The 15067-nt window shown below is 58.2% G+C and carries 3 protein-coding genes, 2 tRNA genes and 3 rRNA genes; all 8 read right to left on the reverse strand.

Annotation, left to right across the window (positions count from 1 at the left end; all coding sequences use genetic code 11):
• Positions 1–105: 105 nt before the first annotated feature.
• On the reverse strand, positions 106–2175 hold the full coding sequence (recD, locus tag GH769_RS20330) for an exodeoxyribonuclease V subunit alpha (protein WP_032902505.1): 2070 nt from the start codon (positions 2173–2175) through the stop codon (positions 106–108).
• A complete protein-coding gene (recB, locus tag GH769_RS20335; protein WP_032902504.1) occupies positions 2172–5843 on the reverse strand; it encodes an exodeoxyribonuclease V subunit beta in 3672 nt (1223 codons plus the stop codon). The genes recD and recB overlap by 4 nt, the downstream gene beginning before the upstream one ends.
• Positions 5840–9292, reverse strand: coding sequence for an exodeoxyribonuclease V subunit gamma (gene recC, locus GH769_RS20340; RefSeq protein WP_020302528.1), 3453 nt, complete (start codon positions 9290–9292; stop codon positions 5840–5842). Before recC ends, recB begins: the two co-directional genes overlap by 4 nt.
• A 159-nt stretch (positions 9293–9451) precedes the next feature.
• Positions 9452–9567: ribosomal RNA gene (gene rrf / locus GH769_RS20345) — 5S ribosomal RNA — on the reverse strand.
• Positions 9568–9723: 156 nt separating this feature from the next.
• Positions 9724–12615 (reverse strand): 23S ribosomal RNA (locus GH769_RS20350).
• Positions 12616–12862: 247 nt separating this feature from the next.
• Positions 12863–12938 (reverse strand) — tRNA-Ala (locus GH769_RS20355).
• Positions 12939–12968: 30 nt separating this feature from the next.
• Positions 12969–13045 (reverse strand) — tRNA-Ile (locus GH769_RS20360).
• A gap of 81 nt (positions 13046–13126) precedes the next feature.
• Positions 13127–14663 (reverse strand): 16S ribosomal RNA (locus GH769_RS20365).
• The 16S, 23S and 5S rRNA genes sit together here with 2 tRNA genes alongside, the layout of an rRNA operon.
• Positions 14664–15067 lie beyond the last annotated feature (404 nt).

A 15067-nucleotide genomic window follows, 5' to 3' on the forward strand; every position in this document is an offset into this window, starting at 1 on the left:
CAACGATAGCACAGCGGCGGGAACCCCCGCGCAGCACGGCTGGCACGGGGCCTACTATTTTTTCAGAAAAATCAGACATCTGAATCAGAAATATTTCATGACCTATCAGTCAGTTTTTTCCGGTGCGGCGTCCAACTCCAGCATCAACCCGCTCAAACGCTTGACCTTGCGCCGTACCGCCTCTTCAAACACGCCACCCCGGGGCTCGATCAAGCTGAACCAGCGCTTGGCGCGGGTAATACCGGTATAGATCAATTCTTTGGTCAGCACCGGGTTCAAAGCATCCGGCAGGATCAGCGCCGTATGGATGAACTCCGAGCCCTGGGATTTGTGTACGGTCATCGCATACACGGTTTCGACATCATTCAAGCGGCTGGGCAGCACGAAACGTACGCCACCCTGGCCATCGTTACGTGGGAAGGCCACGCGTAGCACGTGGGGGCCGCCATCGCTTTCGGGCAGTTTCAGCGCGATGCCGATGTCCCCGTTCATCAGGCCCAAGCCATAGTCGTTACGGGTCATCAAGACCGGACGGCCCTCGTACCACTGCTCGTCGCCTTCGATCAGGCGGACTTTGCGCAGGGCCGCGGTGATGCGCTGGTTCAGCCCTTCAACCCCCCAGGGCCCTTTGCGCACGGCACAGAGCAATTGGAACGCATCAAAGGCTTGCAACAATTGTTGCGCCCAATAGGTCCAGGCCGGGTCATCGCGCGGCGTATCCAGAGGTGGACGTGCCGATTGCAGCAGGTTCAGGTAGTAGCGATAACCCTGGGCGCCGTCGCCCTGCCCGTCCAGCACCAAGCGCTCAAGGGCGTGGTCATGCTCGCCCTTGAGGCTTAGGCAAAACAGGTCGTCATGACGGCGCGCGGCCAGCAACTGACGTGCCTCTTCGGCATTCTGCTGGTTGACCCAGCGCGCCAGCTGGCCGATGCCGCTGCCTTCGCCGAAACGACGCGAATAGCGCAGCATCACCACCTGCTGGGCCAGGGGATGACGGGCGTCGAGGTCTTCTTGCAGGCCGCTGGCACTGAGGTCTTCGCCGCTGACCGCTTGCAGCCATTGCCGAGTCTGCGGGCTGTACCAGCCGGCTTCGGCGTCACGGCACAAATCGCCGAGTACCGCACCGGCCTCCACCGACGCCAACTGGTCCTTGTCGCCCAGCAATACCAGACGCGCATGGGGCGCCAAGGCATCGAGCAGGTTGGCCATCATTTCCAGGTCAATCATCGAGGCTTCATCCACCACCAGCACGTCCAGCGGCAATGGATTACCCAAGTGATGCCGGAAGTGGCGGGTGCCCGGACGGCTGCCCAACAGGCGATGAACCGTGGTGACCTGGGTCGGGATTTTTTCCCGCACGTCGTCGGGCACTGTCAGTGACAGCACTTGCTGGCTGATGGATTCGGTCAGGCGCGCAGCGGCTTTACCGGTGGGCGCAGCCAGGCGAATACGCAACGGGCTGCCGGACTCCACAGCGGGTGCCTGCAACAACGCGAGCAGGCGCACCACGGTGGTGGTCTTGCCGGTGCCGGGGCCGCCGGTGACGATACTGAAGGCGCCGCGGGTTGCCAGGGCACAGGCAAGCTTTTGCCAGTCAATTACACCGTCGGGCGCCGGTTGGTCGAACAGGCGGTTGAGGCGTTGTGGCAAATCGGCAGCTGCGGGCTCCACGTTCGCAAGGCGCAGGCGCAGGGCGCGGTCGATACGTCGCTCGTAGGTCCAGTAGCGGCGCAGGTACAGGCGCTTGCCAGACAACACCAACGGACGACTCTGGGCCGCGTCGCTGCCATCGACCGCCAGCGCTACCAATGGGCTGCACGCCAGGGCATGGCACCAATGGGCACCGTCCAGGTCGTGCAGCAATTGCGACGGCAGCAGCATGGCGCCAGTGTGCAGGTCGCCTTCGGGCGGCAATGACAGGGCGAAGTCCGGCGCCTTGAGGGTTTCGAACAGGTCAAGGCAGACGTGACCATGGCCCAGTTGATGGCTGGTCAAGGCGGCCGCCAACAAGACCAAGGGGTCGGCCTGGGCGTCAAGCTCATGCAGGAAGCCGACGAAGGCTTTGTCCAGGGCCCGCAACCAGCCACGCTCGACCCAACGCTCAAGCAACTGCACCAGGTCGGTGGCGCGACTCAGCGGTGCCAGCTCCTCTAGCGGTAACGGCGACAGGCTCATAGCAACACTCCTTGTTCCCAGACGGGCTCGACCTTGGGCGGGATAGGCTTGCCCTGGAACAGCAGATCCAGACTTTCGATCAGCTCGCGGGGCGGCCGGGTAAAATACGCCCCCTGGCTCACCGACTGGGTGCCACGCAGAAACAGGTACAGGGCGCCGCCGACGTGCTGGTCGTAGTCATAATCAGGCAGGCGCGCCTTGAGCTGGCGGTGCAGGGCCAGCAGGTAAAGTACGTATTGCAGGTCGTACCGATGCTCAAGAATCGAGTGCTCCATGGCTTGCTGGGTGTAGGCCGAATCGTCGGGGCCGAGCCAATTGGATTTGTAGTCCGCCACGTAGTAGCGGCCATCGTGTTCGAACGTCAGGTCGATAAACCCCTTGAACATGCCGTTGAGCAGCACCGGCTCAGCGGCCACACGGGAAACACCGCCGTGGGTGTGCAGGCACACCAGTTTGTCGAGGGCCAGCACATCGACTGTGTGACTGGCGAACCAGAACTCCATTTCGATCTGGTACTGCTGAAGGCCGCTTAAGGTCACGTGGTCGTTGTACAGCGGCAACGGCGTTTGCAACAGATGACCCAGCCAGCCGCTGAGGGTGACGATCCAGCCTTCCCAGTTGCGGCGGTTACAACGTGCGCCCACGGCTTTTTCGATGGCCTCGGGCGTCACGTTGAAACCCTCTTCACCGGCCCACTCCAACAAGCCGTGGAGGAAGGTGCCTGGATTAGGACCGCGTGGGAAACGATGAATATCACCGCCGGACGCCGCCACTTCCCGTGGCGCATCGGGGTCGAGGCGTTCGTCATCGAACAGTTTCTGGGCCTGGGGGCTTTCCGGTGCTTCAAGACTGGCGGCGCTCATGCTGTCGCCAATGCGCAAGGCACTGTAGGAAGCAATCCACCAGTTTTCCGTGGCCTTACGTTCAGGCAGCAATGGTGCGAGCAGGGTCGCTTGATTGCGCGGCGGGTGGAACAGGATGTCTTGGGCGTCCGGCACATGGTCATAACCGATGGCCGCGCAGCCTTGCTGCAAGTCCAGCAACCAGCGCGCCAGACCCGCTGATTCGCCTAACGACGCGCCAGCACCAAGCAAATAGCCCAACGCCGACAGGTGCAAGACCGAGCTGCTGTTATTGCCGCGCTTGAGGTCGGCGATGCCTAGCCAGCAGGCGTGTTTGGCGCGGGTCAAGGCCACATAGAACAAACGCAGGTCTTCGGCCAGGCGCTCATCGTCGGCTTGGGCGATCAGCTCGGCCGTGGGTCGCAGGCTGACGTGGGACTTGCCCTGTCCATCGTGGTAATGCAGCGGCAAGCGACTGCCGTCCACAGGCTTGGCCGAACAGATGAACGGCAAGAACACCAGGTCGTATTCCAGGCCCTTGGATTTGTGGATGGTCACCACTTTGACCAGTTGCTCGTCGCTTTCCAGGCGCAGGATCTGCTCTTCACCGGCCTGTCCCGACAGCGCCAGATGCTCGGCCAAATGACGGATCAACGCCTGCTCGCCATCCAGTTCCGAGGCGGCCTGTTGCAACAATTCACTGAGGTGCAACAGGTTGGTCAGCACCCGCTCGCCATCACTGCGGGCGATGAGGGTTTGCGGCAGCTTGAAGTCGTGGAGCAGGCGACGCAGCATCGGCAACACGCCTTGGGTACGCCAGATGGCACGGTAGCCACGGAACTGCATCACCCGTGATTCCCACGCCAGTTCGTCCTGATTCAGACGCTCCAGCTCCGATAGGGACAGGTTCAGGGTGACGCAGGCCAGGGCGGCACGCAGCGGGCGTTCGACATCGGGTTCGGCGCAAGCCTTCAACCAGGCCAACAGGTCATGGGCTTCCTGGGCGGCAAACACCGAGTCTTTATCCGACAGGTACACACTGCGCACGCCACGGCGGGCCAGTTCGGCACGCACGGCCTGGGCTTCCTTGCCATCGCGCACGAGGATGGCGATGTCTGACGGCAACACGCCCTTGAGGTTACCCTCTATTACAAAGCCCGCCGTGCCTTGCTGCCCACCGTTGAGCAGCGCAACGATTTGCGTGGCGCAGGCGGCGGCCAGGTGTTGACGGTAAACCACGTTGGAAATCGGCTGGTCGGTGGGCAGGTGCCAAAGGTTCATGGCCGGCATTGGTTGGCCGTCGACCTGCAGGTGTTCGCTGCGGCCTTGGGACAGCACCGGGTGAAACGGCACCGGGTTATCCCCATTGGGCTCACGGAACAGGAACGCACCACGACCGGTTTCCGCACGCTGGAACACGTGATTCACCGCCTCGACCATCGCATGGCTGGAGCGGAAGTTGGTGCCCAGGGTGTGATGACGGCCGGTGGTAGATTGCCGGGCGCGCAGGTAGGTGTAGATGTCGGCGCCGCGAAAGGCGTAGATCGCCTGCTTGGGGTCGCCGATCAGGAACAGGCCGCTGTCGAGGTGGTTTTCTTCGATGCGGTAGATGCTGTCGAAGATGCTGTATTGCACCGGGTCGGTGTCCTGGAATTCATCGATCAGGGCCACCGGGAATTGCTCGCGGATCACGCTGGCCAGGCGCTCGCCACCGTCTGCCTGGAGGGCGGCGTTGAGGCGGATCAGCATGTCGTCAAACCCCATCTCGGCGCGGCGACGTTTCTCTTCCTCGAAGCGTTTGCCGACCCAGCCGGCAGCGTGTTGCAGCACCGCCGCGTCGGGCGTTGGCAAGGCGTCGAGGCTGGCTTTGAGGCTGGCCATGGCCTCGATGCCAGGGTGCTGCGGCGGCTCGCCTTTCCACGCTTCGGCCATGCCGTCAGGCGTCAGGCGGGTGAAGCCGGTGCCGATGTCCAGTTGTTCCAGGGTTTCGTCAGCGGCCCAGGCGCTGATCTTTTCGAACCAGGGCTCGAAGTAGCGCGCTTGCATCTTGCGCCCATCGACCGCCTTGGCGGCCACGGCTTGCAGGCAGATATCCCGCAGCTCGGCGGCCCATTGTTGCCAGGGTGCCTTGAGAGCAACCAGCGCGGCACGACGTTCTTGCAGGCAGGCGGTGATCAGTTCGGCTGGCTCGCGGGTTTCGTCGGTGGGCCGCTCGCTGCCGAACAACGCACGCACCCGTGGCATCAGCGCCGCGGGGCCGCCCCAATGGTTGCGCACCCAGTTGAGGGCATCGTCGTGCATTGGGTAGCAGAACAATCGCCAGTAGTCGCGCAGCACTTCGCCCAGCAGGTCGCTATGGTCAGTTTCCAGGGTCTGGGTGAACAGGCTGCCGCTGTCGAACGCATGTTCGCGCAGCATGCGCTGGCACCAACTGTGGATCGTCGAGACGGCGGCTTCATCCATCCATTGGGCGGCGATGTCCAGCCGATTGGCGCAGGCGGGCCATTGCTGCGGTTCATATTGCTCACGCAGGTCGGCAATCAGCGCATCAGGCTGCTCGATTTCGTCACGGAAAAAGCGCGCGGCTTCGGCCAGGCGGATGCGGATGCGTTCACGCAGCTCCTTGGTGGCGGCGTCGGTGAACGTCACCACGAGGATTTGCGGTGGCAGCAGTTCGCGGCCGAAACCGGACTCACCACCGCCGTGGCCGAGCACCAGGCGCAGGTACAAGGCGGAGATGGTGAAGGTCTTGCCGGTGCCGGCACTGGCTTCAATCAACTGGCTGCCTTTGAGCGGGAACGCCAGGGCCAAGGGTTTGCCGATCATGCGTCAGCCTCCGTGCTGGAAAGCGATCGCCAGGGGGCGTTGATCAGCGGGCGATACAGGGTTTCGCACCAGCCTTCGAACTCTTCACTGGCGACCAGGGCCGCGTAGTCGGGAAATTGCCGCGTAAGGGCAGGCGTTTCGCGGCGTTCGCCGTCTGTGGTGATGCCATCGCCTTCATAGGCTTTGCTCGCTGCCGCTTGGGCCTTGGCGGGGTCAGTCTGGCCGAGCCAGGCGAACGCGGTTTTCACCGCGACCGGTAGCGGCGCGCTCATTCCCGTGTGCCAGGCCAACAGCAGGTTACCGAGGATGTCCTCGGCGCCGGCCTTGTCCAGTGGGGCCAACAACAAGGTGTCGTCACTGGCTACCAGGCCGGTGCTCAAGGGCAGGCCACAGGCGCAGGCCACCACGTGATTGACCCAAGGGCGGATGAGGCGGTGCCACTTGCGTGTCTTGATCGAGCCAATACTGTTGGGGATGGTGGTGACGCTTAACAGTCCGCCATCACTGCGTCGGTGCAGACCGCTGATCCAACCTTCCAGCTGGATACCTTGGTACGCAAAGCTGATCGGTTCAGCGCCAGTATGCGGGGTGGGCCACAGCGCTAGAAGGTGTTGATAGCGTTGCACCAGGTCCGGCAACGGCTCGATCAACTCGTTACGCAGGCATTCACCGAAACCGACCATCGGCAGCAGGCCGCTGCCTTGCAGGCGCAGGGCCTGGGCGTTGAGCGCCTGATCGAGTTGGTCGGGTTGGGTGAGGGCCGCGTTCAGCAGGCTGTCGCTTAAGCTGTAGCGTTGCAATGCGTCCAGCACGAAGGGTTCTTCATCAGCCAGGGGCACTTCAGCGGCTTCGAAGAATACTTTCAGGCGCTGGCTGAAGAAGTGTTTGACCGGATTGCGCAGGAAGTCCTGTAACTGGCCAAGGCTCAGGGGTTCTTCCTGTTGGTGAGGGGTCAAGCCTTGCTCTTGGGTGATGACCGCCGGTGCCTGATGCAGCAATTGCCATTCGCGGGCATAGCTGAACAGCGAATCGCCTTCGTGGAAGTAGCGTGCGCTGAAGGGTTGCAGCGGGTGCTCTTGGGTCATTGCGTCGAGCAGCGGCTGATCATTGTTGGCGTGCTGCCAGCCGCTGGCCAAGTGGTCGCGCAGTTGGCCGATCAGTACCGAGGCCGGGCGATCACTGTTGTCACGGATGCTGCGGCCTACCCAGCTGATATACAGCTGGTCACGGGCTGACAGCAGCGCTTCGAGCAGTAAGTAGCGGTCGTCTTCACGGCGAGAACGGTCGCCGGGGCGGTAATCGCTGCCCATCAGGTCAAAATCCAGGGGTGGCTGGGCCCGCGGGTAATCGCCGTCGTTCATGCCGAGCAGGCAGACCAGCTTGAACGGGATCGCACGCATGGGCATGAGCGTACAGAAATTGACCGCTCCCGCCAGGAAGCGCTGGGACAGGCGCCCCTGATCCAATCCGGCAAGCCATGCCTCACGTACTACCGTAAGGGGTAACTCGTCTTGCAAGCCGACGGATTCGCAGGTTTCCAGCCAGGTTTCTCTTAGCTGTTCGAGCTGGCCCAGCAGGTAGTCATCGTGCTCGCTGCTGGGCAGGAAAAACAGCTGCATCAACCGTTGTAGACGCTCGCCCCAGGCCTGTGGCGCGGCGGGTTCCGATAGCGCTTGATGGGCATCGTGCAAGGCGTCGAGCAAGCCGACCAGCGGGCCGATCAAGGCCGCATCGAGGCCACCGATTTCGTCATAAGGTTCAATACCGTCGCAGGCCGTGCCGGTGCCGACGGCATAGCCCAGCAGCATACGGCGCAGGCCGAATCGCCAGCTGTTCTGCTCCAGTTCCGCGGGCAGACCCAAACCGGCGCGTTGCTCGGCATTCAGGCCCCAGCGGATGCCGGCCCCTTCGATCCAGCGATGCAAGGTGGGCAGGTCACGCTCTTTGATGGCGAAGCGTTCGCGCAGGGCCGGGACGTCGAGCAGATCGAGGATTTCGCTGACGGGGAAGCGGCTGTCGGGGAGTTTGAGCAGGTGCTCCACAGCAATCAACAGCGGGTCGCGGCCACGTTGACCTTGGTCTGTGAGGGTGAAGGGGATAAAGCGTGGGTCATGGCGTTCGAGCTGGCCGAAGACCGCGCGAATATGCGGTGCGTAGCTGTCGACGTCGGGGACCATGACGATGATATCCCGAGGGCGCAAGGTGGGGTCGGCGCTGAAGCGATGAAGTAATTGGTCGTGGAGGATTTCTACTTCGCGCTGGGCGCTGTGGGCGATATGGAAACGGATCGAAGTATCGCGTTGCAAGTCGACAGCGGGCCACCGTTCACGGGTTTCATTCAACGGGCGCAGTTCAAGGATATCGTCCTGGAGTTGGTTGAGCAGCGTGGTGGGTTCGCTGTCGCTGAACAGGTCGATACGACCGTCGCGAAATGCGGCGCGGTAGCTGTTGGGATCATCGTAGCTGTCCAGCAGACTGATGTAATCACGGCCCTGCTTGCCCCAGGCAGCGAGCAGCGGATGGGCGTGCTGATGCAAAGTTTGTGGGTCGATAGTGACGGGCATGCCCGCTTTGCGCGCCTGGCGTTTGTATTCGTTACGCAGCAAGTCCTTGTCAGCGACGATGTCCGACCAATGATGGCGGCAGGGGTTATGCACGCAGAGCAGGACCTGGCTGAAACGGGCCAGACCCGCCAAGGCTTCCAGCGCCTGGGCCGGCAGCGATGAGATGCCGAAGACGATCACCCGGGGAGGCAAGCCGGGCGGTGCTTGTTCAAGGCTGTTGATGCGCTCGATGAAACGCTGATGTACGCCGGCCCGGCTTTCGGCCATGCCTGCTTCACCCACATCCAGCAGCAGCGCGCGCCACAGCTCGGCTTGCCAGCAGTTGGCTGGGTTGAGCGGTTTGGACTCACCTCGACCATTGCGCAGTTGATGCCGGCCTGCGGCCCAATCCTCCAGCCAGTCGGCACGGTAGACCTGGTATTGGTCGAAGAGGTCAGCCAGGCGCTCGGCGAGTTGGTAGCGTTTGCGCAGGTCGGTGTCTTGCGTCAGGAAGCGTTGCAGAGGTTCGAAGTGCGGTTGGTCGATCAGCTCGGGTAACAGACGCATGAGGCGCCAGGTCAGCGGGGCTTTATCAAGCAGGGACTTGGGCGGGATTTCGTCGCGGCCCAGGACCATGCGATAGAGCTGCCACATAAAGCTGCCAGGCAGTTGTACGTCGATGGCTGCGGCAATGCCACAGCCGCCCATATCATCTTCTTGCGGATCTTCAGCCAAGGCCAGCTTCAGCCACTGGGCGATGCCGTTACTTTGTACCAGGGCGATTTCGTTTTCCAAAGGCGCCAGTGGGTAACGGCGCATCCAACTGACCACCAGGCTGCGCAGTTCGTCCAGGCGGTTGCCGTGAACCACCATGAATCCAGGGCTGAGGGACGTCGCGTCCGGCATAACGGCTTCCTTGGGAAAAGCAAAATCGAGGGGTGGACTTTAGCACTGTGGCGCACGGGGCGGGCACAGCCTGACAGGCGTGCGGGGACAAGGCGGACACTTTTCGAGCGCCCAAAACAAAACCCCAACTGCTTTCGCAATTGGGGTTTCGGAATTTAATCTTGACGATGACCTACTCTCACATGGGGAAACCCCACACTACCATCGGCGATGCATCGTTTCACTGCTGAGTTCGGGATGGGATCAGGTGGTTCCAATGCTCTATGGTCGTCAAGAAATTCGGGTACTGAGTCGTGGCCAGTTGGCCTCGCTTCAGCAAATTGGGTATGTGATAGTTTTCGGTGTTTTGTGAGCGTCGAACTTTCGGTTCATTGCGTCTTCACACACCGCAATCTGGTCTCTCTCGAGTTCGCAAATTGCTTGGGTGTTATATGGTCAAGCCTCACGGGCAATTAGTATTGGTTAGCTCAACGCCTCACAGCGCTTACACACCCAACCTATCAACGTCGTAGTCTTCGACGGCCCTTCAGGGAACTCAAGGTTCCAGTGAGATCTCATCTTGAGGCTAGTTTCCCGCTTAGATGCTTTCAGCGGTTATCTATTCCGAACATAGCTACCCGGCAATGCCACTGGCGTGACAACCGGAACACCAGAGGTTCGTCCACTCCGGTCCTCTCGTACTAGGAGCAGCCCCTCTCAAATCTCAAACGTCCACGGCAGATAGGGACCGAACTGTCTCACGACGTTCTAAACCCAGCTCGCGTACCACTTTAAATGGCGAACAGCCATACCCTTGGGACCGGCTTCAGCCCCAGGATGTGATGAGCCGACATCGAGGTGCCAAACACCGCCGTCGATATGAACTCTTGGGCGGTATCAGCCTGTTATCCCCGGAGTACCTTTTATCCGTTGAGCGATGGCCCTTCCATACAGAACCACCGGATCACTAAGACCTACTTTCGTACCTGCTCGACGTGTCTGTCTCGCAGTCAAGCGCGCTTTTGCCTTTATACTCTACGACCGATTTCCGACCGGTCTGAGCGCACCTTCGTACTCCTCCGTTACTCTTTAGGAGGAGACCGCCCCAGTCAAACTACCCACCATACACTGTCCTCGATCCGGATAACGGACCTGAGTTAGAACCTCAAAGTTGCCAGGGTGGTATTTCAAGGATGGCTCCACGCAGACTGGCGTCCACGCTTCAAAGCCTCCCACCTATCCTACACAAGCAAATTCAAAGTCCAGTGCAAAGCTATAGTAAAGGTTCACGGGGTCTTTCCGTCTAGCCGCGGATACACTGCATCTTCACAGCGATTTCAATTTCACTGAGTCTCGGGTGGAGACAGCGCCGCCATCGTTACGCCATTCGTGCAGGTCGGAACTTACCCGACAAGGAATTTCGCTACCTTAGGACCGTTATAGTTACGGCCGCCGTTTACCGGGGCTTCGATCAAGAGCTTCGCGTTAGCTAACCCCATCAATTAACCTTCCGGCACCGGGCAGGCGTCACACCCTATACGTCCACTTTCGTGTTTGCAGAGTGCTGTGTTTTTAATAAACAGTCGCAGCGGCCTGGTATCTTCGACCGGCATGAGCTTACGGAGCAAGTCCTTCACCCTCACCGGCGCACCTTCTCCCGAAGTTACGGTGCCATTTTGCCTAGTTCCTTCACCCGAGTTCTCTCAAGCGCCTTGGTATTCTCTACCCAACCACCTGTGTCGGTTTGGGGTACGGTTCCTGGTTACCTGAAGCTTAGAAGCTTTTCTTGGAAGCATGGCATCAACCACTTCGTTACCTAAAAGGTAACTCGTCATCAGCTCTCGGCCTTAGAATCCCGGATTTACCTAAGATTCCAGCCTACCACCTTAAACTTGGACAACCAACGCCAAGCTGGCCTAGCCTTCTCCGTCCCTCCATCGCAATAACCAGAAGTACAGGAATATTAACCTGTTTTCCATCGACTACGCTTTTCAGCCTCGCCTTAGGGACCGACTAACCCTGCGTCGATTAACGTTGCGCAGGAAACCTTGGTCTTTCGGCGTGGGTGTTTTTCACACCCATTATCGTTACTCATGTCAGCATTCGCACTTCTGATACCTCCAGCAAGCTTCTCAACTCACCTTCACAGGCTTACAGAACGCTCCTCTACCGCATCACTTACGTGATACCCGTAGCTTCGGTGTATGGTTTGAGCCCCGTTACATCTTCCGCGCAGGCCGACTCGACTAGTGAGCTATTACGCTTTCTTTAAAGGGTGGCTGCTTCTAAGCCAACCTCCTAGCTGTCTAAGCCTTCCCACATCGTTTCCCACTTAACCATAACTTTGGGACCTTAGCTGACGGTCTGGGTTGTTTCCCTTTTCACGACGGACGTTAGCACCCGCCGTGTGTCTCCCATGCTCGGCACTTGTAGGTATTCGGAGTTTGCATCGGTTTGGTAAGTCGGGATGACCCCCTAGCCGAAACAGTGCTCTACCCCCTACAGTGATACATGAGGCGCTACCTAAATAGCTTTCGAGGAGAACCAGCTATCTCCGAGCTTGATTAGCCTTTCACTCCGATCCACAGGTCATCCGCTAACTTTTCAACGGTAGTCGGTTCGGTCCTCCAGTTAGTGTTACCCAACCTTCAACCTGCCCATGGATAGATCGCCCGGTTTCGGGTCTATTCCCAGCGACTAGACGCCCTATTAAGACTCGCTTTCGCTACGCCTCCCCTATTCGGTTAAGCTCGCCACTGAAAATAAGTCGCTGACCCATTATACAAAAGGTACGCAGTCACCCAACAAAGTGGGCTCCCACTGCTTGTACGCATACGGTTTCAGGATCTATTTCACTCCCCTCTCCGGGGTTCTTTTCGCCTTTCCCTCACGGTACTAGTTCACTATCGGTCAGTCAGTAGTATTTAGCCTTGGAGGATGGTCCCCCCATATTCAGACAAAGTTTCTCGTGCTCCGTCCTACTCGATTTCATGACTAAGAGATTTTCGCGTACAGGGCTATCACCCACTATGGCCGCACTTTCCAGAGCGTTCCGCTAATCTCAAAGCCACTTAAGGGCTAGTCCCCGTTCGCTCGCCACTACTAAGGGAATCTCGGTTGATTTCTTTTCCTCAGGGTACTTAGATGTTTCAGTTCCCCTGGTTCGCCTCTTGCACCTATGTATTCAGTACAAGATAACCATCTTATGATGGCTGGGTTCCCCCATTCAGACATCTCCGGATCAAAGTCTGTTTGCCGACTCCCCGAAGCTTTTCGCAGGCTACCACGTCTTTCATCGCCTCTGACTGCCAAGGCATCCACCGTATGCGCTTCTTCACTTGACCATATAACCCCAAGCAATCTGGTTATACTGTGAAGACGACATTCGCCGAAAATTCGAATTTCTCAATTAAGAGAACTCACAAATTTTACCTTAGCCTGATCCGTTACCAGTGAAAGTAACGTTCAGTCTATCTTTCTATCACATACCCAAATTTTTAAAGAACGAACTAGTCAAAGACTAGAAATCAACATTCACCATCACAACGATGGAATGCTCATTTCTAAGCTTTATACAAACAGAAGCAGTAGTGGTGGAGCCAAACGGGATCGAACCGTTGACCTCCTGCGTGCAAGGCAGGCGCTCTCCCAGCTGAGCTATGGCCCCGTATTTCTACAGGCGTTTCCCACACAAAATTGGTGGGTCTGGGCAGATTCGAACTGCCGACCTCACCCTTATCAGGGGTGCGCTCTAACCAACTGAGCTACAGACCCAATTTCGGGCTGCTTCTTTCGTCTTCTTCAATGAATCAAGCAATTCGTGTGGGAACTTATGGAGCAGCTGATGTCGTCGATTAAGGAGGTGATCCAGCCGCAGGTTCCCCTACGGCTACCTTGTTACGACTTCACCCCAGTCATGAATCACACCGTGGTAACCGTCCTCCCGAAGGTTAGACTAGCTACTTCTGGTGCAACCCACTCCCATGGTGTGACGGGCGGTGTGTACAAGGCCCGGGAACGTATTCACCGCGACATTCTGATTCGCGATTACTAGCGATTCCGACTTCACGCAGTCGAGTTGCAGACTGCGATCCGGACTACGATCGGTTTTATGGGATTAGCTCCACCTCGCGGCTTGGCAACCCTCTGTACCGACCATTGTAGCACGTGTGTAGCCCAGGCCGTAAGGGCCATGATGACTTGACGTCATCCCCACCTTCCTCCGGTTTGTCACCGGCAGTCTCCTTAGAGTGCCCACCATAACGTGCTGGTAACTAAGGACAAGGGTTGCGCTCGTTACGGGACTTAACCCAACATCTCACGACACGAGCTGACGACAGCCATGCAGCACCTGTCTCAATGTTCCCGAAGGCACCAATCTATCTCTAGAAAGTTCATTGGATGTCAAGGCCTGGTAAGGTTCTTCGCGTTGCTTCGAATTAAACCACATGCTCCACCGCTTGTGCGGGCCCCCGTCAATTCATTTGAGTTTTAACCTTGCGGCCGTACTCCCCAGGCGGTCAACTTAATGCGTTAGCTGCGCCACTAAAAGCTCAAGGCTTCCAACGGCTAGTTGACATCGTTTACGGCGTGGACTACCAGGGTATCTAATCCTGTTTGCTCCCCACGCTTTCGCACCTCAGTGTCAGTATTAGTCCAGGTGGTCGCCTTCGCCACTGGTGTTCCTTCCTATATCTACGCATTTCACCGCTACACAGGAAATTCCACCACCCTCTACCATACTCTAGTCAGTCAGTTTTGAATGCAGTTCCCAGGTTGAGCCCGGGGATTTCACATCCAACTTAACAAACCACCTACGCGCGCTTTACGCCCAGTAATTCCGATTAACGCTTGCACCCTCTGTATTACCGCGGCTGCTGGCACAGAGTTAGCCGGTGCTTATTCTGTCGGTAACGTCAAAATTGCAGAGTATTAATCTACAACCCTTCCTCCCAACTTAAAGTGCTTTACAATCCGAAGACCTTCTTCACACACGCGGCATGGCTGGATCAGGCTTTCGCCCATTGTCCAATATTCCCCACTGCTGCCTCCCGTAGGAGTCTGGACCGTGTCTCAGTTCCAGTGTGACTGATCATCCTCTCAGACCAGTTACGGATCGTCGCCTTGGTGAGCCATTACCTCACCAACTAGCTAATCCGACCTAGGCTCATCTGATAGCGCAAGGCCCGAAGGTCCCCTGCTTTCTCCCGTAGGACGTATGCGGTATTAGCGTCCGTTTCCGAACGTTATCCCCCACTACCAGGCAGATTCCTAGGCATTACTCACCCGTCCGCCGCTCTCAAGAGAAGCAAGCTTCTCTCTACCGCTCGACTTGCATGTGTTAGGCCTGCCGCCAGCGTTCAATCTGAGCCATGATCAAACTCTTCAGTTCAAACATCTTTGGGTTTTTAAGAAACCCTAAACTTGGCTCAGCAATCGTTGGTTACATCTTTGATTTCTCGCGGAGTAACTTGTGATGCTGATAATCTTGTTGACTATCAGTCTGACTCCACAAGCACCCACACGAATTGCTTGATTCAGTTGTTAAAGAGCGGTTGGTTAAGATCTTTCGTCTCAACCGAGGCGCGCATTCTACAGCAGCCTCATTTGCTGTCAAGTGGTTATTTTCAGAAGTTTTCGAAGATTTCTTCAACAACTTCAACCACTTGCGCTTGCGATCTCTCGTAAGCGGGAGGCGAATTCTACAGCGTTACACGCTGCTGTCAACACCTCTTTTTCAACTTCCTTTTGGCTTCGATGAACTGAAGCAACTTGCTGTCGAGAACTGCGTAACTC

It is taken from the genome of Pseudomonas sp. CFSAN084952, from assembly GCF_009648855.1.
Taxonomy (GTDB): domain Bacteria; phylum Pseudomonadota; class Gammaproteobacteria; order Pseudomonadales; family Pseudomonadaceae; genus Aquipseudomonas; species Aquipseudomonas paracarnis.